The sequence below is a fragment of the Ureibacillus xyleni genome, assembly GCF_900217795.1.
GTDB lineage: Bacteria > Bacillota > Bacilli > Bacillales_A > Planococcaceae > Ureibacillus > Ureibacillus xyleni.
The window spans coordinates 193,653-217,964 of sequence record NZ_OBMQ01000003.1 but is presented as its reverse complement, the minus strand read 5'-3'; the positions used below and the strand labels follow the sequence as shown (position 1 = coordinate 217,964).

Genomic DNA, 24,312 nt, shown 5'->3' with positions numbered 1-24,312 from the left:
GGAATCAATGAGATGAACATGAAAAGATGGCTCGCTTTAGGGGCTGCTGTAGTATTATTAGTTTTTTCTATCGGATTAAATGCAGTGATGGCTATGTTTACAACAAATTTCTTTAGTGATTTTGATAGTCTTATGAGCACTGAACAGGAAGTTTCTGAAAATGTATTAGAACAAGGGGATTTTAATCAACGGATTGCATTACTATCGGTCGATGGGACGATACAAGACGTGGGCTCAAGTTCTGCATGGACTACAGTCGAATATGATCACCAAAACTTTTTAGCACAATTAGAAACGATTTTAAATGATGAAAGCGTACAAGCTATTGTTTTAGCTGTAGATTCACCTGGTGGTGGTGTAATTGAATCAGCTGAAATACATGAAAAACTTCTAGAAATAAAAGAAAAGAGAGAAATACCGATTTATGTATCTATGGGCTCAATGGCTGCTTCAGGAGGATATTATATATCTGCACCAGCAGATAAAATCTTTGCACACCGTGAAACATTAACGGGTTCAATTGGTGTAATTATGCAAAGTTATAATTTCTCAGAACTTGCTGATAAAGTTGGTATTAAATTTGAAACAATTAAGTCGGGTGCACATAAAGATATGTTTGGAGGCACAAGACCAACGACAGAAGAAGAAAAAGCAATGTTACAAGAAATGATAAATGATTCATATGAGGTATTCGTTGATGTGATTGAAGAAGGGCGAGGAATGTCAGAAGCACAAGTGAAAAAAGTTGCGGATGGGCGTGTTCTAGGTGGTACACAAGCAGTAAAGGCGGGGCTTGTTGACGAAATTGGTGGATTAGAAGACACAATCGCATCACTTCGGGCAGATTACGCATTAGAGGATGCAGAACTTTTTGAATATCAAACAAGTTTTGGTGATTTTACGTCATTACTTGGCATGAAGATTAGTTCATTGTTTGGTCCTTCTGCAGAAGAAAGAATGTTAACAAAACTAATGTCTAGTCATGATGCACCACGTATGATGTATTTATATGGTGAATTTTAAGGAGGGGAATTAGATGTCAGAATTTGAGAATCAAGAATTGTCTAACACAAATAATGAGATCGTTCCTGCTCCTTATAGGTATTCAACGGAAGAAATTGAACAGTATGAAGAAAAAACTGCTGGATTTTGGGTGAGATTTTGGGCATTTGCCATTGATTCATTAGTAGTAAGTGCAATCGTGGGTATATTGGTCAATCCAATTTTCCGATTATTTGGATGGAGTTTATCTGACTCAAATTGGTATGCACCAATAACAATTGTATCTGCAATCTTGTATTACGCTTACTTTGTATTAACGACAAAGTTCTGGAATCAAACCGTTGGAAAAATGATCTTTGGCTTAAAAGTAATAAGGGTCAATGGAGAAAAGCTTGACTGGATGACAGTATTGTTCCGGGAGATTGTAGGCCGTTTTATTAATAATACTATTAAAATTTTATATATCATCGTTGCTTTTATGCCAAAAAATAAAGGGCTAAATGATGTTATTGCCGATACCGTTGTTGTCCATGAAAGAGTCTATACAAAAAATAGAGTAATCGTTCAAACAAAAGTCGATTACGAAACAGAACAATCAATTTCAACAACATAATAAATTAACCATCTGTAAGTAGTTTTACAGGTGGTTTTTATTTTTCTATATTGATGTCTGACTTTTTGCTAAAAATAATGCATCGCTTTTCATTTCAAGCTTAGTTATTTGCAAATTTTGCAATACCTTTAGTAAGATTAGTTCAGAAAAGGAGGATGAGTTATGGTTCAAGTAACATTTATTAACAAACCTGTAACATTAATTGGAAATGAAGTTAAAGTGGGGGATCAAGCACCTGACTTTACAGTGTTAGCGAATGATATGTCACCAGTAACATTAAAAGATTCTGCTGGAAAAGTACGTTTAATTGCATCTGTACCGTCACTAGACACTGGAGTTTGTGATGCGGAAACTCGTCGATTCAATGAAGAGGTAGTTTCTTTAGGTGGCGAGGTAGCATTTTATACAGTTTCAGTAGATTTACCATTTGCACAAAAACGTTGGTGTGCAGCAGCGGGCATTGATGGTGTTCACACAGTTTCAGATTATCGTGATTTGTCATTTGGAGAAAGTTATGGCGTCCATATGAAAGAAAATCGTCTCCTTGCTCGTGCAGTATTCGTAATTGATAAAGAAGATACGATCACTTATGTTGAATATGTTTCTGAAGGTACAAGCCATCCAGATTATGAGGCTGCTATTAATGCTGTTAAAGAAGCATTAGCAAAATAATTTATTTTCGTTCCTTGTTTACTTGTTGTAATATAGAGTAATCAAGCATGAATAATATAGTTAAAATGTTCGCCCACTCTTATTTTGAGTGGGTTGTTCATTTCAAAAGGAGTCTATAATGGAAAAGTTTGAACAAATATTTTCGTATATTAATGAAAAAGCCGAAGAACATGAGAAAACAGAAAATATTAGTTTTTTAGATGGCGTATTGCAAGCTCTTGAGGATATTTTAGATGAAAAAGATTCTTGGATGGGTAATAACGCAACAAAAGAAGAAATACGTAAAGCCATTCAAATCGCGATATTAAAAGGTATGAGAAAAACTTCCCAACCAAATCATCAAATGACACCAGATACACTTGGTCTACTCGTTGGTTATTTTGTAGAGCAGTTTTTCGAAGAGCAATTAAAAACCAAACAAATCTCACTTTTAGACCCAGCAGTTGGAACAGGGAATTTAATGCTGACAGTAATGAATTTATTAAACGGAAAAGTTTCTGCTACGGGAATTGAGGTAGATGAGTTGTTAATTCGATTAGCAGCAGATACAGCCGAGCTTATTGAACAACCTGTAATGCTTTATCATCAAGATGCTTTGCAGAAAATGCTTGTTGATCCAGTAGATGCAGTAGTTTGTGATTTACCAGTTGGCTATTATCCTAATGAAGAGGTAGCGCTTGATTATGAATTATGTGCGCATGAAGGGCTAAGTTATGCTCACCATTTATTCATTGAGCAATCAGTAAACCATACAAAAGAAGGCGGGTATTTATTTTTCCTAATTCCTGCAAATCTTTTTGAGTCAGAGCAAGCGAAAGAACTACATAAATATTTAAAGAAACATACTTGGATTCAAGCTGTTATTCAACTTCCTGACAACCTGTTTGCATCAAAAGCCCATGAAAAAAGCATTTTAATATTACAGAAAAAAAGTGATGAACAAAGAGCTCCTCGTGAAGTTCTGTTGGCGAAAGTACCAAACATGTCTAACAAACAGGCACTTTCCATGTTTTTTGAAAAAGTACAAGTTTGGAAAAAGAATAAATAAATGAAAAAGCTAGTCGATTTGACTAGCTTTTTTCTTTGACGGCATGGTACAAATCCGATCAACAAGTGTGACGATTGGTTTTCGAGATAAAACAAATAAAATGCATGCAGCAAGAATAAATATTATCCAGTACTGTTTCGTTTCGTCGATATAGACTTTAATTGGCGAATCGTAAAAAATTCGTACTACAACCATATGTAACAGATAAATCGATATAGTTACGGCACCAATCGATGTATAAAATCTTCGTTTATTTGGAACGAGTGTTAAAAACATATAAGTTGTAATCGCCATTGCAATGTATGCAATAAATCGACCAAGCCAAGCCCATTCTAAAGGAACTGTAGTCATTTCAGCATATGGACGTTTCCCTAATAACCATACATGTTGTTCGATTGGAATAAAGTAATAGATTATAATAAAACCAAACATCGCTAGTAGGGTTCCAACAATTACATGAGTGCGTGTTTTTAATTTTAATAATTGTTCGGTCTTTAAATAGTAACCTACTAGGAAAAATGGAAAGAAGAAAAATGTTCGAGATAAACTTAAAATTTCACTAACAGATTCGTCATAACCGATAAGGATTGAAATAATTAAGGCAATAGGCAAACCAAACTTCATTTTCCCAAAAAAGAATAATAGAATATTCCATAAAATTAAGCTTAGTAAAAACCATAATGCCCACCTTGGAATAAATAAGCTAAATTCTATTGAATCATGGAAAATATAATAATAGTAAAAACTATAGAAAATTTGTAATAGTATATATGGTAATAATAATTTTTTAACAACCTTTAATAGGTAACCTGATTCGTATATTTTTTTCGCAAAGAATCCGGAAATTAAAGTGAATGCTGGCATATGAAAAGTATATATAAACATATAAATGCTACCCATTAAATGGTTATCATCTATAAACTTTGATAGAATATGCCCGACAATGACTAAGTAGATTAAAATTGCCCTAGCATTATCAAAATATGAAATTCTATTCATTGTATTGTTCCTTTTCTAACGCACATTATTAACTAAAACATAATTTTTGAGAAATCTCCATACAAAATAATTATCATGATTACATAATTCTTACATAAAAATAAAAAAACCAAAGAGAGTTCTTTGGTTTTTATTTTTAATTATAGTGTATCAGGTGTTCTAACAACTAGAACGTCACATTTTGAAGAACGTACAATTGCTTCTGAAACAGAACCGATTAGGAAACGTTCAACAGCGTTTAAACCAGTAGCTCCGCAGACAATAAGATCTGCATCTACAAGTTTAGAAAGTTCTTTTGTAATGATTGTTTTAGGAGAACCGTATTCGATAATTACGTTTACATCTTTTACGCCAGCTTCTTCAGCTTGTTTTTTATAGCCTGCTAATAATTCTTCAGAGAAACTTTGAGCGCGTTCTGCGATAGAACGATCGTAAGCTTCAATAGCAGCGAATGATCTAGTATCGATTACGTTAACTAAGTTTAGCTTTGCATCTTGGTTTCTTTTTGCTACTTCGATTGATTTTTTAAAAGCGAATTCTGCTTCTTTAGAACCGTCTACTGCTACTACGATACTTTTATAATGTGTCATCTAATATTCCCCCTTTGAAATATATCTCCATTATAGCAAATCATAAAATAAAGGAAATACTAATTAACAAAAATACGTAATGTTCACAAAAATTCCTTACAAAAGTGAGTAAAAAAGTAGAATGTAGTCTATTTCCAAAGAAACATTCATATATAGATTAATATATTTTTAGTTTTCGTAAATATTGCATTCCATTCTTTTCATTAATTGGTATAATAGTATAAAATTTGGTAATAAAACTACTAACAGCAAAGGAAAGTGATCAACGTTGAAAATTGGAGTACCAAAGGAAATAAAAAATAATGAATACCGAGTAGCAATGACGCCGGCTGGAGTTGTAACTTTAACAAGTGCTGGACATGAAGTTTTTATTGAAACTGGCGCGGGATTAGGCTCTTCTTTTACTGATGAGGATTATTTAAATGCTGGTGCGAAAATTGTTGAAACAGCAAGAGAAGCATGGAATCAGGATATGGTCATGAAAGTGAAGGAGCCAATTCAAAGCGAATACGAATATTTTAAAGAAGGTTTAATTTTATTCACATACTTGCATCTAGCTCCAGAATTTGAGTTGACACAAGCGTTACTTGATAATAAAGTAGTAGGAATTGCCTATGAAACTGTTCAATTACCTAACCGCTCATTACCTCTTCTAACACCAATGAGTGAAGTAGCAGGAAAAATGTCCGTACAAATTGGTGCACAATATTTAGAAAAGATGAATGGCGGTACGGGTATCCTTTTAGGTGGCGTGTCGGGTGTACAACGTGGAAAAGTAACGGTCATTGGTGGTGGTATGGCAGGGACAAACGCAGCTCGTGTTGCAATAGGCATGGGTGCGGATGTAACGATTTTAGATGTAAGTCCAGAACGTCTCCGTCAAATTGATGACATTTTTGGTCGTTCTGTTCAAACGTTAATGTCGAACCCGTATAATATTGCACAATCCGTCAAAGATTCTGATTTAGTGATTGGGTCGGTTTTAATTCCTGGTGCAAAGGCGCCTAAGTTAGTTACCGAGGAAATGGTAAAATCGATGCGACCTGGATCCGTCATCGTTGATATTGCAATTGACCAAGGTGGTAGTTTTGAAACAACAGACCGGGTTACAACCCATGACGATCCAATCTATATTAAACATGGCGTTGTTCACTACGCTGTTGCAAATATGCCGGGTGCGGTGCCGCGTACTTCTACAATTGCATTAACGAACAATACAGTACCTTATGCTTTACAAATTGCTTCTAAAGGATACAAAAAGGCTTGTATAGAAAATGAAGCTTTGAAAAAAGGTATCAATACTTTAGATGGGCATGTAGTTTACAAGGCAGTTGCCGAAGATCAGGGCCGCGAATATGTTCCTGTAGATACGTTATTATTATAGTAAAAAGCTGCTATGGATTGTTTCCATTAGCAGCTTCTATTTTATAAAATCATTAGTTCTTTCGGGAATTTTGTAAGAACTTCAACACCGTTCTCTGTTACAACGACATCATCTTCAATACGAACCCCTGTTACACCCTCTTTATAAATACCAGGTTCAATTGTAAAGACCATACCAGGTAATAATTGCATTTCATTTGATCCCGTGATAGAAGGGAACTCATGAACAGAAATTCCTAAACCATGTCCAAGGCGGTGGGTAAAGAACTCTCCATAACCAGCCTGTTCAATTGTGTCTCTTGCAATTTTATCTAAATCCATTGCACGAACTCCGGATTTAACAGCTTTAATTGCATTTTCATTAGCTGCAAGAACTGTATTGTAAACTAACTTTTGCTCCTCAGTTGGTTCCCCAAAAGCGACAGTTCGCGTAATGTCTGAACAATACCCTTCATAAATAACACCTAAATCAAAAAGTATCATATCTCCTTTTTGGATTTTGCGATTACCAGGTATTCCATGAGGTGAAGCCGTTTTTGGACCAGAAAGCACCATCGTTTCAAAAGACATATTGTAGCCTTTTTCTTTAACTGCATTTTCGATAGCAGTTAAGATTTCCATTTCCGTTTTACCTTCTGCGATTTCTTTACATCCTATTTCAACAGCGTAATCCGCTAGTTTTGCAGCATGTCGCATTTTTTCTAATTCAACTTCATCTTTTATTACGCGCATTTTGTTTATTCGATCATCACAACGGACAAAATTTGCCTGTGGATAAAATTGTTGCAATGCTTCAAGTCTCTCAACAGTTAAGTGAGCTTTTTCTATGGCAAAAGTAGAAATAGTTACTCCGCGCATCTTTATAGCATTCGATAAGATTTCCCAAGCATTATCTGTATCTAAGTGCCCGATTGTTTCAAAATTCCAACCTGAAGCTTTTGCATCGGGTACTTCCATTTTGGGACAAATTAATAATGGGTCCTGGTCCTTAAATACGACAACACCGAGCAGGCGTTCATGGGGATTACTTTTAAAATTTGAAAAATAGAAAACATTGTCAGGAGTTGTAATAAAAGCTACATCCATTTCATTTGCTTGTAAATAACTTTGTAATTTTTTTATTGCTGTCATATGGGTATCCTCCTAAAAAGTACAAAATAATGTTGATACTAGTAATAGTATAGCAAAAAGAAGGAAAAACACGTTATGTAAGAGAAGTTATTAAACATTACACGGCTATAGGAGGATTATTAATGGAAATATCATATCATGGACATTCAGTTGTAAAAATTAAAACAAATGGAAAGACCATACTCATTGATCCTTTTATCACTGGTAACCCTGCTACGGACCTAAAGGCAGAAGAAGAAAAGCCAGATGTCATTTTATTGACGCACGGACATAACGACCATGTTGGGGATACAATTGATTTAGCAAAAAAGCATAATTCATTTGTAGTTGCGCTGAATGAATTTGCTGTTTATTTACAAAAAATCGGTGTCAATGCTCATCCTATGGGTGTTGGGGGAGCATATGAATTCCCATTTGGAAAGGTGAAATATACTTTAGCTTTCCACGGTTCAACGTATGAAACTGGTGATGAAGTAATAAATGCGGGCAATCCGGGTGGCATTTTGTTCTACGCAGAAGGGTTAACAATTTACCATGCTGGAGATACTGCCTTATTTGGTGATATGAAGCTAATTGGAGACAGAAATAATATTGATGTTGCTTTCTTACCGATTGGTGATAATTTCACAATGGGTCCAGAAGATGCGGCATATGCAGTATCTTTATTAAAACCAAAAATTGTTGTTCCAATTCACTACAATACTTTCCCAATTATTAAGCAAGATCCTACTGTTTTCGCCCAATTAGTAGAGAAAAGTGATGTGCAAATATTAGAAGCTGGTGGGAAAGTTCAATTGTAAACTTAATTATAAGAGAAAGTTGCCATTAAAATAGGCTGCTTTCTCATTTTTTCTCTTTTTGCAAATATGCATATTATCTATACATAATTGAAATATGTTACACTAATGGCAAGGAAAGATAGATGGGATTAGGTGATAGCCATGTCAACAAAGCACGAGAAAATATTACAATATATCGAATCATTACCTGTTGGCGATAAAATTTCAGTTCGACAAATTGCAAAAGAAATGCAAGTTAGTGAAGGTACCGCATATCGTGCAATTAAAGAAGCTGAAAATCGCAGACTAGTAAGTTCCATCGAACGAGTTGGGACGATTCGTATTGAAAAAAAGAAAAAAGAAAATATTGAACGATTAACATTTGCTGAGATTGTAAACATTGTCGATGGACAAGTTCTCGGCGGTAAAGCAGGGTTACATAAAACATTAACTAAATTTGTTATTGGGGCAATGCAGCTTGATGATATGATGCGTTATACTGACGCAGGAAGTTTACTGATTGTCGGAAACCGTATAAAAGCACATCAGAACGCCTTAACAGCAGGGGCTGCAGTCTTAATTACAGGCGGATTTGATACGACAGAAGAAAATAAGCAGCTTGCTGATGAATTAGAACTACCAATTATTTCTTCTAGCTACGATACTTTTACCGTAGCAACAATGATTAATCGTGCAATTTATGACCAGTTAATTAAAAAGGATATTTTATTAATTGAGGATATTTATATTCCAATTGAAGAAACGGCGACATTAAGAAATACAGATACGACTGGTGAATTCCGAAACTTAAACATGCGAACTTCACATGGCGCTTTTCCGGTTGTCACGAATACAAATAAACTAGTAGGGATGATCACAGTAAAGGACGTCATTGGTAAAGAAGAGAATGAACCAATTGATAAAGTAATGACGAAAAATCCGATTTCGGCAACAATGAAAACGAGTGTTGCTTCTGCTGGGCACCGTATGATTTGGGAAGGAATAGATTTGCTTCCTGTTGTGGATGATGACGGAATACTTAAAGGCGTTATTAGCCGTCAAGATGTATTAAAAGCCTTACAACATGCCCAAAGACAGCCACAACACGGTGAAACAATTGATGACTTAGTTAAAAGTGAAATGAAAGTAATGGGCGAAGAAGATGTCGTCGTCGAATTTAAAGTAACACCTCAGATGACGAATCATTATGGTGCAATTTCTTACGGAGCTTTTACAACATTACTAGCAGAGGTTGGGGCATTTGCATTGAAACGAAAAAAACGTGGGGACGCTGTTGCTGAAAACATGACCATTTACTTTATTAAACCAATCCAAATGGAAAGTGTCTTAACGGTTATTCCACACATATTAGATATGAGTCGTAAATTTGTAAAAATGGACTTTGATATTTACAACGGTTCAACCCTTGTAGGTAAAGCGATGATGATGTTCCAGCTGTTGGAAAGATAATAATTAAAAGGGCTAATCCATATTCATTTGGACTAGCCTCATAATGATTATTTATTCAATTCAAACTCTTCTTTAACGAATCGACCTTCGTGGCGAACACGTTTATATTGAGCGTTTGCATACATCAAGCCGACTACCACGAAGACAGCACCTATTAAATATCCTACTAGGGTTGGGTAGATGATGCATGTATTAATCCCAAAGGCAATAATAAAACAGCCTAATGCAACACCAGCCTGCGCTTTATACCATTTTTTTCGAATTGGCAATACAGCACGGAATTGTCTTGTTTTGAAATAAAAATATGCTGCGAAAGCTACGATAATTAAGACGACGAAAATTATATTTAACATTATATTCAGACCTCCCAAAAAGCACTGATAATATTGTAACGATTTTTAAATAAAAATGCTAACAGATGAAATAAAAAATAGATTCCACAGGAGGAAAACTAGTTGAAACGACATATCATCGACACAATTGAACAGTATGACACAATAATTATCCATCGCCATGTTCGGCCAGATCCGGATGCATATGGGTCGCAATTTGGTTTAAAAAAATTATTGGAGGCGAATTACCCAAATAAGTCAATATACGCAGTTGGGGAACATGATCATTCTCTTACATTCATAGCGACTCCCGATTCCATAAATGATGAAATTTACCAAAATGCTTTAGTAATTGTAACAGATACTGCAAATACGGAACGAATTGATGATTCTAGATACAAGAATGGTGCATTTCTTATAAAAATAGACCATCATCCGAATGATGATCAATATGGAGATGCATTATGGGTAGATACGAATGCAAGTTCTTGCAGTGAAATGATTTATGAATTGTATGCTGAAGGGAAAGACTATAAAAATTGGATTTTACCTGATCTTGCTGCTCGTGCATTGTTTACAGGGATCGTAGGGGATACTGGGCGATTTTTATACCCAAGTGCTACAGTAAAAACTTTTGAAATTGCCGGTCAATTAATTCGTTACAATTTTGATCGAAATGAAGTTTTTAATAGTATGTATGAAAAAGAGGCAAATCTTTTACATTTACAAGGCTATATGTATGAAAACTTCCAAATGGATGAAAATGGGGCAGTTTACATAAAATTAACGAAAGAAATTTTAAATAAATTCCAAGTAACTTCGTCGGATACATCTTTGTTAGTTGGTTCATTTAGTAATATTAAAGGGGTTACTGCGTGGTTAATCTTTGTTGAGGAAGAAAACCAAATTCGTGTAAGATTGCGCTCAAAAGGTCCAATTATTAATCAACTTGCTAAAAAGTATAATGGAGGCGGACATCCACTTGCTTCAGGAGCAACCGTTTATTCATGGGAAGAAGCAGATCGTGCAATAGAAGATTTAAAGGAACTTTGTCGAGAATATAAATAAGATTGGGGATGAAGTTTTGTCAGTTGTATACCCACAAATACGAACAAGTGCTGACCTTTTAAAAAGTACCATTCGTATAGAAGAGCTCATTCCGTTTCTAAAAAATCAAGAGGCAAAAAGCTGTGCAATGGTTAATTCTACATTGTATGGGCTTTTGCCTTTTTGGCATAGCGTAAAACAAGCAGGGATTCATCCGGTAATAGGATTAAACATAAGAGTCCAGTTTACTAGTGAAACGAACTTGCCGATGGTTATTTATGCTAAAAATAATGAAGGTTATAAAAATTTATTGAAAATTAGTAGTAGTATTTCAATACGAGATGATCTATCTATCCCTTGGCGATGGCTTATGGCATATTCTAAAGGATGCATCGCAGTTGTTCCGATGATTTCTGAAAATGGAATATGGGTGCAAGAGTCAAACATATCGCTTCTTACTCAAGTAAAAAACGTTTTTAAAACGGATGTTTATTTCGGGATTTCTCGTAGTGGGGGGATAATCTCAACGAACGAAAACAAGGCAATTTACTTAAGTGAACATTTTAAAATCAATTGTATGGCAATACAAGAGTGCTTATTTTTACAACCAGAAGAGTATTTTCCATATCAAGTAGCTCAAGCGATTGAAACAGGGGTCAAACTGAGTGAATCAATACATAATGATGAAAAAAATCAATTTACCCCGACAAAATACAATTGGGAAGCATGGTTTCATGACAAAATGAATTGGCTTGAGCAAAGTGAAAAGGTATTGCTAAGCTGCCAGGTTGAGCTTATAAATCAAGGCCATTACATGCCGAAATATCCTCTTCCAGAAGGCAAAAATGCAGAAACTGAGTTAATGAAACTTGCTTACAAAGGATTACAAGAACGACTAAAAACAGATGCCCCAAGTGAAATTTATATGAATAGATTGAAATATGAGCTAAACATTATCCAAACGATGGGTTATGCTGACTATTTTCTAATTGTAGCTGATTTTATGAATTACGCTAGATCAGCAAACATTTTAACAGGGCCTGGACGTGGATCTTCCGCTAGTTCGCTTGTTGCTTTTTGTCTATACATTACACAAGTTGACCCAATACACTATGGTTTACTGTTTGAACGGTTCTTAAATCCAGAACGTATAACACTGCCGGATATCGATATTGATTTTGTTGATACAAAACGACAAGAGGTTATTCAATATGTAGCTGAAAAGTATGGCAAACAACATGTCGCACAAATTATTACCTTTGGGTCGTTATCAGCTAAAGCAGTTGCTCGTGATGTTGCTCGCATGTTTAACTTCGAAAGTGAAACGTTATCAATGATTTCTAGGTTAATTCCAAACAAAATCGGAATTACGTTGCAAGAAGCCTATAATACTTCGGAGCCATTTAGGAAATGGATTGAGTCTGAGGATATCCGCAAACGATGGTTTCTGGCGGCGAAAAAACTAGAAGGATTGCCAAGAAACGCTTCTACTCATGCTGCAGGCGTTGTATTAAGTCCCATTCCGCTAGTTGAAGTAGTACCAATTGAAAAGGGCCATGATGGAATATATTTAACTCAATGGCCTATGCAAGAAGTAGAACAAGTCGGATTGTTGAAAATGGACTTTTTAGGTCTACGGAATTTAACCATATTAGAAAATATTCGAAAATCTATTTATTACACGACTCGGAAATTAATTGATTTTAATAATATCCCGCTAGATGATGAAAAAACTTTTGAACTTCTTAAACGAGGAGACACTACTGGTATTTTCCAATTAGAATCAGATGGAATGAAAAATGCGTTAAGAGAAATCTCACCAACTCACTTTTTAGATATTGTGGCAGTAAATGCCCTTTACCGTCCTGGCCCAATGGAGTTTATTCCTGTTTATGCAAGAAGAAAAGCGAATAAAGAACCAGTTGTCATGCCACATCCTGTTCTTGAACCCATTTTAAATGAAACATATGGCGTGATTGTGTATCAAGAACAAATTATGCAAATTGCAAATGTGATGGCTGGATTTACAATAGGACAAGCAGATTTGTTAAGAAGAGCTGTCAGTAAAAAGAAACGAGAAGTGTTAGAAGAACAACAGTTAGCATTTGTTAATGGTTCTGTTGCAAAGGGATTCCCTGAACAAGTTGCAAAGGAAGTGTACGCGCTAATTGTACGATTTGCAGATTATGGTTTTCCAAAAAGTCATGCCGTTGCTTATAGTCTCATTTCCTATCAAATGGCTTATTTAAAAGCAAATTATCCTGCAAACTTTTATGCGGCATTAATGATCAATGCTACAGGGAATCAGGAAAAACTGTTCCAACTCATTTTAGAAGCGCGCGATAAAGGAATTGAAGTGTTAAGACCTTCTATAAGTAAGAGTAGCCGAATTTTTACTGTTGAAAAAGATTGTATACGATTTAGTCTCTCGGCGATTAAAGGACTCCCACACCCTTTCTTACAAAAGATATTAGAAATTCGTAAATCAAAATCAAAACCTTTTGAAGATCTGTTTGATTTAGCGGTAAGTTTAAGTGCCATCCATTTTAATCGGAAAGTAATGGAACCATTAATTAAATCTGGCGCATTGGATGATTTTCAGAAAGATCGTGCAACGTTATTAACCACTTTGGAAGCTGCAGAAAAACATGCAGAAATTGTAAGACCAACTGAAGAGAATGATTTGTTCACATCAGATAGTTTTGTATTTGGCAAACCAAAATATGTTGAAGCTTCGCCAATGCCAGAGAAAATAAAGCTGCAGTTTGAAAAAGAAGTGTTAGGTTTCTACTTATCTGAACATCCTGTTTCTTTGGAACGAAAAAAATGGAGTGATATGAATGAAACAATCAAATCAATAAAAAGTAGCACTCCTAATACGTATGTAAAGTTTGTTGCAATGGTTGAAGATATTCGCCAAATACGGACGAAAAAAGGAGAATTAATGGCGTTTATCCAAGTTCAAGATGAGTATGGTTCTATATCTACTACGCTGTTTCCTAAACAATATAATGAAGTAATAGGATGGATTCAAGTGGATCGAATTGTTTATATCGAAGGGGTATTTGAGGTAAGAAACGGAAACCCTCAACTAATAGTAAAAATAATGAAAAACCATCAATGAGCGAGAGAAGTTAATAAATAAACGTAAAAAACTGTGCATTTGTGCACAGTTTTTTCTTTACAAAGAGAATGTCATTATGTATGCTTATAAAAGTGGTCAGACCACTTTTTATTTAGTTGGAGTTTGAACGAAACATATTCAATAATTGATAAAAAACGTGAGTATCTTTTAGAAGTGAAATATCTACATTCTTACAACCAAGAAATGAAGGATTAACTAATTGGATGAAGAAATTATTATTAAGTGTATCTATCTGATTTGAGGGGGGCTTATGGATAAAAAACAGGAGAATAAAAAAATATTTTTAGAGATTGTACAGCAATTAAGAGAGTTAATTAAGCTTGAAAATATTCAACCTGGAGATAAGCTACCATCAGAAAGAGTTTTATCTGAAAGGCTTAATGTAGGTCGCTCGTCTGTTCGTGAAGCATTGCGTAGTTTAGAACTATTAGGGCTTATCGAAACAAGACACGGTGGAGGGACCTTTTTATCATCCTTTCAATCTCATCAATTAGTTGAAATCGTAGCCTCGTTTATTTTACAAGAAAATAAATCAATAGAAGATGTTCATACGACAAGAAAGATGCATGAAAAAGAAGCAATTCGAGTAATTTGTTCTAATGAGATATTAAGACAACTCCCAGTTTGGGAAAGCTTAATTTTTAGATTAGAAAATGATGAAGATGCTGTTCGTGACCATATTTTAAGAGAATTACTTATCGCTTCAGGCAATAGACTTGCATTAAAAATTTGGCTACAATTAGCCGCCTACAGTTCAAAACCGTTAAAAAAGTTAACGACCGAAGACGAGAAACCAATACTACAAAATCTATTAAAATCGTTACAAATAGGCAATGAAAAAGACACAATTGAAGCCTATGAACAATGGATGTTGTATTTAAAAAACACAGATTTTTGACCAATTTTAAAGGGGGAAAAGCAGTGGCAATAAGAAATCTATTATCGATTAACAAGAAGAAAAATAAAGGTGTCATTGTAGATCGTAATAAAGAGAACTCCTTTCCAGCTGATTTAATGACGAAGTGTCCTGAATGTAAAAAAATATATTTAACAAAAGAATTAGAAAGTAATTTAAAAGTATGTCCGAAATGCGACCACCATTATAAAATGACTGCTTGGGAACGAGTAGAAATTTTCTTAGATGAGGGTACATTCGAATCTTTTGACGAAAATCTACGAACATCAAATCCATTAAAATTTCCATCTTACCTAGATAAAATTGAAGTAGATTCTCAAAAGACAGGATTAAACGAAGCAGTACTGACAGGCATGGGAAGCTTAAAAGGGGAGCAAGTAGTCGTTGCCATTATGGACTCACACTTCCGTATGGGTTCGATGGGCTCTGTCGTAGGTGAAAAGATTACTAGAGCGATTGAAAAAGCGACAGAATACGAACTACCATTTATTATTTTTACAGCTAGTGGCGGCGCACGAATGCAGGAAGGTGTTATTTCTTTAATGCAGATGGCAAAAACAAGTGTTGCTCTTAAGCGTCATAGTGATCATAGTTTACTTTTCATTTCCATCATGACTCATCCAACTACGGGCGGTGTTTCTGCGAGCTTTGCATCCCTAGGAGATATTAATATTGCTGAACCACAAAGCTTAATCGGATTTGCGGGTCGTCGAGTGATTGAGCAAACTGTGCGTGAAAAGTTACCGGATGATTTCCAAACAGCAGAATTTTTACTTGCACATGGTCAATTAGATGCCATCTTCCACCGAAAAGATATGCGAGATAAAATCGCATCCATTGTAAAAATCCACCGTAAAGGAGGAATCGTACATGTCTAAAACTCTTGGATTTGAAGAACCCGTTGTAAAATTACGCGAAAAAATAGATGAGCTAAAAGAGATTGCAAACAATGCAGACGTTGATATGTCCGATGAAATTGAAACGTTAGAATCGAGACTACAACAGCTTGAGTCGAAAATCTATTCAAATATGGAGCCTTGGGATCGGGTGCAAGTAGCAAGACATCCAAGTAGACCGACTACATTAGATTATGTACAAGAACTGTTTACGGATTTTATCGAACTACATGGGGATCGTTATTATGGTGATGACGAAGCGATTGTAGGGGGAATCGCCTTTTTTGAAGGACAGCCAATTACAATCATTGGACATCAACGAGGAAAAACTACGAAAGAAAATATTCGACGTAATTTCGGAATGCCCCATCCAGAAGGCTACCGTAAAGCGTTACGTTTAATGAAACAAGCAGAAAAATTTAATCGACCAATTATTTGTTTTATTGATACAAAGGGAGCTTACCCAGGTAAAGCAGCAGAAGAGCGCGGACAAAGTGAAGCAATAGCAAAAAATTTGTTTGAAATGGCGGGTTTAAAAGTACCAGTAATTAGCGTTGTTATTGGTGAAGGAGGAAGCGGGGGAGCTTTGGCATTAGGTGTTGCCAATAAACTTTACATGCTAGAAAATTCTACTTACTCTGTTATATCTCCAGAAGGCGCAGCATCTATTTTATGGAAAGATGCATCTCTAGCAAAACAAGCAGCAGAGGCAATGAAAATTACAGCAGGTGACTTAAAACTAATGGACATTATTGATGACATCATTCCGGAAGTTGCAGGTGGTGCACATCGCGATGTTTTGGCACAATCAAAATCATTAAAAAAATTCCTTGGTTTAGCCCTTGATGAACTATCAACACTTTCTGAACGAGAATTAATTGAAAACCGTTATGATAAATTTAGAAAAATTGGGGAATATATAGAATTAGAAGATTAATAAATAACATGTAAGACACACCTCGGCTTTCTTAAAAGGCCGGGGTGAAGTTTATTTAAAATGCTTATTTTTTCTTAGAGTGAAGGAAAGTAATAATTTTGCCGTAAAAAACTGATTTCTAGGTAGTTTGCTAGCGGTTTTTGTAATTTTTATTTTCCTATATTCTAAAAAGTTCTTTGTCGTTTTTTTCTAATAAAGGTAAAATAATATCGGAATTATTTATTTTTTATTAGAATGGATATTATATTGTTGATAATTTGTAAAAGAACTATTGATTATTGAGTGGATTCATAACAATGTTTGGTTTTTATGTTAATGTTTATATATGGGTAGTTTAGGAGGTATGGACGATGAAGAAAATAGCTGTATTAACAAGTGGGGGAGATTCACCTGGAATGAATGCTGCTATTCGAGCAGTTGTTCGTAAAGCGAATTTTCATGGTGTTGAAGTGATGGGGATCAATCACGGATATGAGGGCTTTATTGAAGGGAGAATGGACTTATTAGATTTAGGCTCTGTTGGGGGAATTATTCAACGAGGGGGTACTAAATTATTTTCTTCACGTTGTCCACAATTTAAAGAAGATCAATTTCAATATCAAGGTATTGAAAAAATGAAAGAAGCTGGGGTAGAAGGACTTGTCGTTATTGGCGGTGATGGATCGTACCGTGGCGCAATGGAATTAACGAAAAAAGGATTTCCGTGTGTCGGCGTACCGGGAACAATTGATAATGATATCCCGGGTACTGAATATACAATTGGATTTGATACAGCTTTAAATACAGTGATAGAATCGATTGATAAAATCCGTGATACTGCAACAAGCCATGAAAACTCATTTATTGTTGAAGTAATGGGACGGGATGCAGGAGATATCGCATTATGGGCAGGACTTGCAGCTGGTGCTGAATCGATTTTAATACCAGAAGAAGCTTACGACATTGATGAAATCATTACGCGCATTAAACGTGGTGAAGCTCGTGGGAAGAAACATAGTATCATCATTGTTGCTGAAGGGGTTATGTCGGGTAGTGACTTAGCAAAGTTGCTAAAAGAAAAAGCGAACATTACTACAAGAGTATCTGTACTAGGACATATTCAGCGAGGTGGCTCACCATCTGCACGTGACCGAGTGTTAGGTGGGCGATTAGGTGCAAAAGCAGTTGAGGTTCTACTAGAAGGTCGCGGTGGACGTGCAGTAGGTATAAAAAATCACCAAGTTATTGATTATGATTTAGAAGAAGCATTTACTAAAAAACATAAAGCAGATTTAAGCTTATACACATTATCAAAAGAACTTTCAATTTAACTTTAGTTACGGAGAGAAAAATATGAGAAAAACAAAAATCGTATGTACAATAGGCCCAGCAAGTGAATCGCCAGAAATGTTAGAAAAGTTAATAAATGCGGGAATGAATGTTGCACGACTAAACTTTTCCCACGGAACACATGAAGAGCATGCAGTTCGAATTGCAACGATTCGTGATGTAGCCGAAAAATTAAACAAGACAATTGGTATTTTATTAGATACGAAAGGTCCAGAAATCCGTACACATACAATGGAAAACGGAGAATTACATCTTTCAGTAGGACAAGTAATCGATATATCTATGACAGAAGTGGTTGGGAATGAAAGTTGTTTTTCAGTGACGTATGATCAACTAATTGATGATGTAGAACAAAATGACAAAATTCTACTTGATGATGGGTTAATTGAACTTCGTGTTTTAGCAAAAGACACAGAAAAGGGATTAATTACTACGATTGTAGAGAATGCTGGTATATTAAAAAATAAAAAGGGTGTTAACGTACCAGGAGTATCTGTAAAATTACCAGGAATCACAGAAAAAGATGCTCAAGACATTTTATTTGGCATTGACCAAGGGGTAGACTTTATTGCAGCCTCCTTTGTACGTACAGCAAAAGATGTTTTAGAAATTCGCGAACTGTTAGAACAAAATGGCGGTGGCCATATTCAGATTATCCCAAAAATTGAAAACCAAGAAGGCGTAGATAATATTGATGAAATTATTCAAGTATCAGATGGCCTAATGGTTGCACGTGGTGATTTAGGGGTTGAAATTCCTGCAGAAGAAGTACCACTTGTACAAAAAACATTGATTAAAAAATGTAACCAAGTAGGTAAGCCAGTTATCACTGCAACACAAATGTTAGATTCTATGCAACGTAATCCTCGACCAACTCGTGCAGAAGCATCAGACGTTGCCAATGCAATTATCGACGGTACGGATGCAATTATGCTTTCTGGTGAAACTGCTGCAGGAAATTATCCTGAAGAATCTGTTCTCACGATGAACAAAATTGCAGTGCATACGGAAAATTCATTAGATTATCGTTCAATTGTCTCAACTCGTAGCCGAGAAAAAGGTACGACAATGACAGAAGCCCTTTCACAAGCAGTAGCATATACTTCTATTAATTTAGGTGTAAAAGCCGTTCTTGCACCAACTGCAAGTGGAACAACTGCAAAAATGATTGCTAAATATCGTCCGGGTGTTTCAATTATGGCTATTACCAACCTCCAAACTACAGCACAAAAATTAACGCTTGTTTGGGGAGTAATACCAATTGTTACACCAAAAGTTACGACAACAGATGAAATTTTAGAATTATCTGTTGATGAAGCATTAAAACATCAATATGTTGACCATGGTGATGTAGTAATTATCACAGCAGGTGTACCTGTTGGTGAGGCTGGTACAACGAATCTGATGAAGGTTCATGTTATAGGGGATTTACTAGCAAAAGGACAAGGGGTTGGAAAACTTTCTGTCGTTGGAAGAGCAGTGGTTGCCAAAAATGCTGAGGAAGCATCTGCCTATGATACAGATGGTTGTATTTTAGTTACAGTAAGTACTGATCGTGAAATGATGCCGATTATTGAGAATTGTACTGGAATTATTACCGAAGAAGGTGGACTAACAAGCCATGCAGCAGTTGTTGGTCTAAGCTTAGGAATTCCAGTTATTGTTGGAGTAAATGAAGCGACAACATTAATTCGACACGGTCAAGAAATTACGATGGACGCAGAAACAGGTGTTATTTATAAAGGACATGCTAGTGTTCTTTAATATAGAACTTTAAATAAAAATGGGAACGTCTCACAAAAAAATGTTTGGGATGTTCTCATTTTTTTAATAGAAAAATGAAACTTTTATCTTAAAAAACCGTATTTAATTATGAGAAATTAAGGGGGAGATTTTACTGCGGAAAATTCTAATTGGGCTGATATTAACAGGTTTACTAGAAATTACAATTTTTATATTAGCCGGTAAAACTATTGGTATCTTAAATACTTTATTTTTAATTGTCTTAACAAGCATAATCGGAATTGTTGTTGCAAAAAAACAAGGGATTGATTCAGTTCAAAATATGCGAATTAGCCTTTCAGATGGTACCCCACCAGGTGCTGCCATGATTGATACTTTTTTGATTTTTTTAGGCGGTACCTTGTTAGCGGTGCCAGGTTTTTTAACTGATATATTAGGATTTATGATGGTTTTCCCGTTTACAAGAAAATTGTTTAAACCTGCAATTTATAACTGGTTAAGAAAAAAATTAAAAAGCGGTCAAGTGTATATCTACAGGCAGTAGTAATGAACTACTATACCTGTAGATATTTTTTTTTAATTATTATAAAGCGAATTTTGTTTTAATTTTACGGCGATTAATAATAGAAAGGGGCTTAATAAAATCCCGTAAACACCAAATAATAAAATAGAGGCTGCACTAATAAAAAATGTATGAACTGTTCGTAAATGGAATGTTGAAGCCCATAAAAAACTTTCAGCAATTTGCCTTGTTATCTGGATAAATATATATAAAAGGATAACAGCAAAGGATAAAAACTTTTCACCAATAGCAAAGAAATAAATGGCTAATGGAATTAGAAAAAGGCCAATTCCGAAAAACGGGAGTGCATCTGCTAAGGAAATTAAAAATGATTTGTTGATTGGGTGTTCAAACCCTAATAAAGCAAGTCCACAACTTAACAAAAAGAAAGTGATAATAAATAATTGAAATTCCACATAAAGAAAATAACCAAAAAGACTCGTTGCTTTCGTAAAATAATGTTTCCATTCATCACGATATTGCTTCGGAACGTAGATAAAGAACCAATATCGATTTCTTCTCGATTCGAAAATTGAGAAAAAGAATGCGACGATGAAAATGAACACTTCAATAACATATGCTAGAAGATCTTGAAGAAAAGTTGCAATTCCCATTATGGCAGTGTCGATGAAAGATAATGATTTATTAAAGATAGTTTCTAATAATATGTGTTCTCCAGAATTTAGTATATTTAATTTTTCGACTTGAAGTTTAACTTCTGGATAAATAGATATAATACTTTGTATGGTTATATAGAATAAGGAATAGGTAGCTAAAAATATAAAAATTGATACAAGAATAGAACTTATGACATACGGTATTTTTAATTTGGTATGGCAAAAGTTAATTACAGGATAAAGAAAATAAGCTGCAAATAAAGCAAGAGAAACAGGTAAAATCAGCCACAAAATTATAAAATATACCATTAAAATTAGGAATTTCAGAGCTTTTTTAGAAGGGAAATTACTCATTTTGTTTGATTGCAAAATTGTCACCTCTGTTTTATGTAATTCAAATCTCGTTCGTATCTAATTATTCTCTTTTAAACTCTTTTTTTATTATCTATACAATTTTTTCTTCATTTCTATTAAATTCATTCACAAAGACGTCAAAATTTATTATAATAACCTATGTAAGCGATTTACTTATAGGTTCATATGAGCAGAACACTTTTTTGTGCGTCTTTCGTAAAAGAAAGAAAGCACTTACAATCTAAATCAATTTATGAGGGAGCGATTTTTTATGACAGCAACACGCGGTTTAGAAGGTATCGTAGCAGCAGAGTCAAAAATCAGTTCAATTATCGACGACACACTTACATATGTAGGTTACAACATTGATGATCTAACTGATAACGCTACATTCGAAGAGGTAGTTTACTTACTTTGGCATACACGTCTACCGAAAGAAGATGAACTAGCAGAGTTAACTAAACAATTAGCAGAAAATGCTGATGTACCTCAAGCGATTTTTGACCAATTTAAAACATACCCGTTAGACACAGTTCACCCAATGGCAGCTCTTCGTTCAGCTGTATCTTTATTAGGTGTATTTGACGAAGAAGCTGACGATATGTCTCCAGAAGCAAACTACCGTAAAGCAATTCGTCTACAAGCTAAAATTGCTACTGTAGTTACTGGTTTCTCTCGTATCCGTAGAGGTTTAGAACCAATTGCACCAAAACCTGAATTAGGATATGCAGCAAACTTCTTATATATGTTACACGGCAAAGAGCCAGAAGCAATTGAAATCGAAGCATTCAACAAAGCATTAGTTTTACATGCTGACCATGAATTAAACGCTTCTACTTTCACTGCTCGCGTATGTGTAGCAACACTTTCTGATGTTTATTCAGGTGTTACTGCAGCAATCGGAGCTCTTAAAGGACCACTTCACGGTGGAGCTAACGAGCAAGTAATGAAAATGTTATCTGAAATTGGTTCAATTGATAATGTTGAATCTTATATTCAAGGTAAATTAGATAACAAAGAAAAAATCATGGGCTTCGGTCACCGTGTATACCGTAAAGGCGACCCACGTGCTAAACATTTACGTGTAATGAGTGAGAAATTAACTAAATTAACTGGTAAACCAGAACTTTATGATATGTCAGTGAAAATCCACGACATGATCGTTGGCCAAAAAGGTCTTCCAGCAAACGTTGACTTCTTCTCAGCGTCTGTTTATGATTCATTAGGCATCGAACATGATTTATTTACTCCAATTTTTGCTGTATCTCGTACATCAGGTTGGGTAGCACACATCCTAGAACAATATGCTAATAATCGTTTAATTCGTCCTCGTGCAGAATATGTTGGACCTGGAATGCAAAAATATGTTCCAATTAATGAGCGATAATTTTTAAAAAATATGTTAGAATTGTCAAGGACTGTGTTTAATTAATAGCACAGTCCTAGACTTATGACTTTAGGAGGCAACTTAAATGACTAAAATTGTAGTAGAAAATGGCGTACTTCAAGTACCTAACAATCCAACAATTCCATTTATCGAAGGTGACGGAATTGGTCCAGATATTTGGGCTGCAGCATCTCGCGTAATTGATGCAGCTGTTGAAAAAGCTTACAACGGTGAAAAGAAAATTGAATGGTTAGAAGTACTTGCTGGTGAAAAAGCATTCAACCAAACTGGTGAATGGTTACCACAAGAAACTTTAGATAAAATCAACGAATATTTAATCGCAATCAAAGGTCCTCTTACTACTCCAATCGGTGGCGGTATCCGTTCCCTAAACGTTGCATTACGTCAAGAGCTTGACTTATATGTATGCTTACGTCCAGTTCGTCACTTCGATGGTGTTCCATCTCCAGTAAAACGTCCAGAAGATGTAGATATGGTAATCTTCCGTGAAAACACTGAAGATATTTATGCAGGTATCGAGTATGCTCAAGGTACTGATGAAGTTAAAAAATTAATTAACTTCTTAAAAGAAGAAATGGGCGTTAACAAAATTCGCTTCCCAGAAACTTCAGGTATCGGTATTAAACCAGTATCTGTAGAAGGTACTGAACGTTTAGTACGTTCTGCTATCGAATACGCTATTAAACATAACCGTCCATCAGTATCATTAGTTCACAAAGGTAACATTATGAAATTTACTGAAGGTGGATTCAAAAACTGGGGTTATGCATTAGCTGAACGTGAATACGGAGATAAAGTATTCACTTGGGATCAATATGACAGAATTAAAGAAGAACAAGGCGTTGAAGCTGCTAACAAAGCACAAGCTGATGCTGAAGCTGCTGGTAAAATCATCGTTAAAGATGTAATCGCTGATATCTTCTTACAACAAATTTTAACTCGTCCAAAAGAGTTCGATGTAGTAGCAACTATGAACTTAAATGGTGACTACATTTCTGATGCATTAGCTGCACAAGTTGGTGGTATTGGTATCGCTCCAGGAGCTAACATCAACTATGTAACTGGTCATGCTATTTTCGAAGCAACTCACGGTACTGCTCCAAAATATGCTGGACAAGATAAAGTTAACCCATCTTCAGTATTACTTTCAGGTGTGTTAATGCTTGAACATTTAGGTTGGCAAGAAGCTGCAGATTTAATTACTAAATCTGTAGAAAATACAATCTCATCTAAAGTTGTAACTTATGACTTCGCTCGTTTAATGGAAGGTGCAACTGAAGTTAAATGTTCTGAGTTCGCTAACGAGTTAATTAAAAACCTTTAATATTATAAATATTAA

22 protein-coding genes are annotated in these 24,312 nt (G+C 35.2%); 17 read left to right on the top strand and 5 right to left on the bottom strand.

Features of this window, described 5'->3' with window-relative positions:
* The first annotated feature begins 12 nt into the window (after nucleotides 1–12).
* The 4 genes from sppA to CRO00_RS06610 all read left to right on the top strand — a co-directional run bounded on the left by sppA (nucleotide 13) and on the right by CRO00_RS06610 (nucleotide 3,335).
* Entirely contained in the window at nucleotides 13–1,023 is a 1,011-nt protein-coding gene (gene sppA, locus CRO00_RS06625) for a signal peptide peptidase SppA (RefSeq protein ID WP_097072891.1), read from the top strand.
* Nucleotides 1,024–1,036: 13 nt separating this feature from the next.
* Nucleotides 1,037–1,615, top strand: coding sequence for an RDD family protein (locus CRO00_RS06620; RefSeq protein WP_097072890.1), 579 nt, complete (start codon nucleotides 1,037–1,039; stop codon nucleotides 1,613–1,615).
* A gap of 162 nt (nucleotides 1,616–1,777) precedes the next feature.
* Complete coding sequence (gene tpx, locus CRO00_RS06615) at nucleotides 1,778–2,287, top strand: thiol peroxidase (RefSeq protein ID WP_097072889.1); 510 nt, start codon at nucleotides 1,778–1,780, stop codon at nucleotides 2,285–2,287.
* 118 nt (nucleotides 2,288–2,405) lie between these two features.
* Nucleotides 2,406–3,335, top strand: a complete 930-nt coding sequence (locus CRO00_RS06610; RefSeq protein ID WP_097072888.1) for a class I SAM-dependent methyltransferase — start codon at nucleotides 2,406–2,408, stop codon at nucleotides 3,333–3,335.
* Nucleotides 3,336–3,344: 9 nt separating this feature from the next.
* Here CRO00_RS06610 and CRO00_RS06605 read toward each other — a convergent pair whose 3' ends face one another.
* Nucleotides 3,345–4,334: an acyltransferase family protein gene (locus CRO00_RS06605; protein WP_097072887.1), complete on the bottom strand. Its 990-nt coding sequence runs from the start codon at nucleotides 4,332–4,334 to the stop codon at nucleotides 3,345–3,347.
* 140 nt (nucleotides 4,335–4,474) lie between these two features.
* Nucleotides 4,475–4,924 (bottom strand): universal stress protein, encoded by a 450-nt coding sequence (locus tag CRO00_RS06600; RefSeq protein ID WP_097072886.1) that lies wholly within the window; start codon nucleotides 4,922–4,924, stop codon nucleotides 4,475–4,477.
* 268 nt (nucleotides 4,925–5,192) lie between these two features.
* Between CRO00_RS06600 and ald the strand changes: the two genes are divergently transcribed.
* Complete coding sequence (ald, locus tag CRO00_RS06595; protein ID WP_097072885.1) at nucleotides 5,193–6,308, top strand: alanine dehydrogenase; 1,116 nt, start codon at nucleotides 5,193–5,195, stop codon at nucleotides 6,306–6,308.
* Between the two features lie 41 nt (nucleotides 6,309–6,349).
* Here the strand turns inward: ald and CRO00_RS06590 are convergent, their stop codons facing one another.
* Nucleotides 6,350–7,438, bottom strand: coding sequence for a M24 family metallopeptidase (locus tag CRO00_RS06590; RefSeq protein WP_097072884.1), 1,089 nt, complete (start codon nucleotides 7,436–7,438; stop codon nucleotides 6,350–6,352).
* A 122-nt stretch (nucleotides 7,439–7,560) separates the two neighbouring features.
* On the opposite strand from CRO00_RS06590, the gene CRO00_RS06585 reads away from it, so the two are divergent.
* Complete coding sequence (locus tag CRO00_RS06585; protein ID WP_097072883.1) at nucleotides 7,561–8,238, top strand: metal-dependent hydrolase; 678 nt, start codon at nucleotides 7,561–7,563, stop codon at nucleotides 8,236–8,238.
* Between the two features lie 141 nt (nucleotides 8,239–8,379).
* Entirely contained in the window at nucleotides 8,380–9,687 is a 1,308-nt protein-coding gene (locus CRO00_RS06580; protein WP_097072882.1) for a DRTGG domain-containing protein, read from the top strand.
* Between the two features lie 47 nt (nucleotides 9,688–9,734).
* On the opposite strand, the gene CRO00_RS06575 is transcribed toward CRO00_RS06580, so the two are convergent.
* Nucleotides 9,735–10,040, bottom strand: coding sequence for a YtpI family protein (locus CRO00_RS06575; protein ID WP_097072881.1), 306 nt, complete (start codon nucleotides 10,038–10,040; stop codon nucleotides 9,735–9,737).
* Nucleotides 10,041–10,142: 102 nt separating this feature from the next.
* On the opposite strand from CRO00_RS06575, the gene CRO00_RS06570 reads away from it, so the two are divergent.
* The 8 genes from CRO00_RS06570 to CRO00_RS06535 all read left to right on the top strand — a co-directional run bounded on the left by CRO00_RS06570 (nucleotide 10,143) and on the right by CRO00_RS06535 (nucleotide 20,576).
* Nucleotides 10,143–11,087: a DHH family phosphoesterase gene (locus CRO00_RS06570; protein WP_097072880.1), complete on the top strand. Its 945-nt coding sequence runs from the start codon at nucleotides 10,143–10,145 to the stop codon at nucleotides 11,085–11,087.
* Between the two features lie 16 nt (nucleotides 11,088–11,103).
* Nucleotides 11,104–14,190, top strand: coding sequence for a DNA polymerase III subunit alpha (dnaE, locus tag CRO00_RS06565; protein WP_097072879.1), 3,087 nt, complete (start codon nucleotides 11,104–11,106; stop codon nucleotides 14,188–14,190).
* Nucleotides 14,191–14,461: 271 nt separating this feature from the next.
* Nucleotides 14,462–15,109, top strand: coding sequence for a FadR/GntR family transcriptional regulator (locus CRO00_RS06560; protein ID WP_097072878.1), 648 nt, complete (start codon nucleotides 14,462–14,464; stop codon nucleotides 15,107–15,109).
* Between the two features lie 23 nt (nucleotides 15,110–15,132).
* The gene (accD, locus tag CRO00_RS06555) at nucleotides 15,133–16,005 is read left to right on the top strand and encodes an acetyl-CoA carboxylase, carboxyltransferase subunit beta (protein ID WP_097072877.1); all 873 of its coding nucleotides are present in this window, start codon (nucleotides 15,133–15,135) and stop codon (nucleotides 16,003–16,005) included.
* Nucleotides 15,998–16,960, top strand: a complete 963-nt coding sequence (gene accA / locus CRO00_RS06550) for an acetyl-CoA carboxylase carboxyl transferase subunit alpha (protein WP_097072876.1) — start codon at nucleotides 15,998–16,000, stop codon at nucleotides 16,958–16,960. Before accD ends, accA begins: the two co-directional genes overlap by 8 nt.
* Nucleotides 16,961–17,310: 350 nt before the next feature.
* Nucleotides 17,311–18,270: a 6-phosphofructokinase gene (pfkA, locus tag CRO00_RS06545; protein ID WP_097072875.1), complete on the top strand. Its 960-nt coding sequence runs from the start codon at nucleotides 17,311–17,313 to the stop codon at nucleotides 18,268–18,270.
* Nucleotides 18,271–18,292: 22 nt separating this feature from the next.
* Nucleotides 18,293–20,053, top strand: a complete 1,761-nt coding sequence (gene pyk / locus CRO00_RS06540) for a pyruvate kinase (RefSeq protein ID WP_097072874.1) — start codon at nucleotides 18,293–18,295, stop codon at nucleotides 20,051–20,053.
* Nucleotides 20,054–20,168: 115 nt separating this feature from the next.
* Complete coding sequence (locus CRO00_RS06535; RefSeq protein WP_337189408.1) at nucleotides 20,169–20,576, top strand: FxsA family protein; 408 nt, start codon at nucleotides 20,169–20,171, stop codon at nucleotides 20,574–20,576.
* 32 nt (nucleotides 20,577–20,608) lie between these two features.
* Here the strand turns inward: CRO00_RS06535 and CRO00_RS06530 are convergent, their stop codons facing one another.
* Complete coding sequence (locus CRO00_RS06530; RefSeq protein ID WP_097072975.1) at nucleotides 20,609–21,520, bottom strand: AI-2E family transporter; 912 nt, start codon at nucleotides 21,518–21,520, stop codon at nucleotides 20,609–20,611.
* 316 nt (nucleotides 21,521–21,836) lie between these two features.
* Here CRO00_RS06530 and citZ point away from each other — a divergent pair, with 316 nt between their 5' ends.
* Together citZ and icd are read left to right on the top strand one after the other, a co-directional pair.
* The gene (citZ, locus tag CRO00_RS06525; RefSeq protein WP_097072872.1) at nucleotides 21,837–22,952 is read left to right on the top strand and encodes a citrate synthase; all 1,116 of its coding nucleotides are present in this window, start codon (nucleotides 21,837–21,839) and stop codon (nucleotides 22,950–22,952) included.
* 85 nt (nucleotides 22,953–23,037) lie between these two features.
* Nucleotides 23,038–24,297 carry an NADP-dependent isocitrate dehydrogenase gene (gene icd / locus CRO00_RS06520; protein ID WP_097072871.1) on the top strand — a complete coding sequence of 420 codons (1,260 nt, stop codon included), beginning with the start codon at nucleotides 23,038–23,040 and terminating at the stop codon, nucleotides 24,295–24,297.
* Nucleotides 24,298–24,312 lie beyond the last annotated feature (15 nt).

Excerpts from the sequence above, each read along its gene's own strand:
- CRO00_RS06560 (WP_097072878.1), top strand. The coding sequence starts at position 14,462 with ATGGATAAAAAACAGGAGAATAAAAAAATATTTTTAGAGATTGTACAG.
- pyk (WP_097072874.1), top strand. The coding sequence starts at position 18,293 with ATGAGAAAAACAAAAATCGTATGTACAATAGGCCCAGCAAGTGAATCG.
- citZ (WP_097072872.1), top strand. The coding sequence starts at position 21,837 with ATGACAGCAACACGCGGTTTAGAAGGTATCGTAGCAGCAGAGTCAAAA.
- icd (WP_097072871.1), top strand. The coding sequence starts at position 23,038 with ATGACTAAAATTGTAGTAGAAAATGGCGTACTTCAAGTACCTAACAAT.
- CRO00_RS06575 (WP_097072881.1), bottom strand. The coding sequence starts at position 10,040 with ATGTTAAATATAATTTTCGTCGTCTTAATTATCGTAGCTTTCGCAGCA.
- accA (WP_097072876.1), top strand. The coding sequence starts at position 15,998 with ATGTCTAAAACTCTTGGATTTGAAGAACCCGTTGTAAAATTACGCGAA.
- pfkA (WP_097072875.1), top strand. The coding sequence starts at position 17,311 with ATGAAGAAAATAGCTGTATTAACAAGTGGGGGAGATTCACCTGGAATG.
- CRO00_RS06620 (WP_097072890.1), top strand. The coding sequence starts at position 1,037 with ATGTCAGAATTTGAGAATCAAGAATTGTCTAACACAAATAATGAGATC.
- CRO00_RS06530 (WP_097072975.1), bottom strand. The coding sequence starts at position 21,520 with ATGGTATATTTTATAATTTTGTGGCTGATTTTACCTGTTTCTCTTGCT.
- CRO00_RS06585 (WP_097072883.1), top strand. The coding sequence starts at position 7,561 with ATGGAAATATCATATCATGGACATTCAGTTGTAAAAATTAAAACAAAT.
- CRO00_RS06590 (WP_097072884.1), bottom strand. The coding sequence starts at position 7,438 with ATGACAGCAATAAAAAAATTACAAAGTTATTTACAAGCAAATGAAATG.
- CRO00_RS06605 (WP_097072887.1), bottom strand. The coding sequence starts at position 4,334 with ATGAATAGAATTTCATATTTTGATAATGCTAGGGCAATTTTAATCTAC.
- CRO00_RS06580 (WP_097072882.1), top strand. The coding sequence starts at position 8,380 with ATGTCAACAAAGCACGAGAAAATATTACAATATATCGAATCATTACCT.
- sppA (WP_097072891.1), top strand. The coding sequence starts at position 13 with ATGAACATGAAAAGATGGCTCGCTTTAGGGGCTGCTGTAGTATTATTA.
- tpx (WP_097072889.1), top strand. The coding sequence starts at position 1,778 with ATGGTTCAAGTAACATTTATTAACAAACCTGTAACATTAATTGGAAAT.
- CRO00_RS06610 (WP_097072888.1), top strand. The coding sequence starts at position 2,406 with ATGGAAAAGTTTGAACAAATATTTTCGTATATTAATGAAAAAGCCGAA.
- CRO00_RS06600 (WP_097072886.1), bottom strand. The coding sequence starts at position 4,924 with ATGACACATTATAAAAGTATCGTAGTAGCAGTAGACGGTTCTAAAGAA.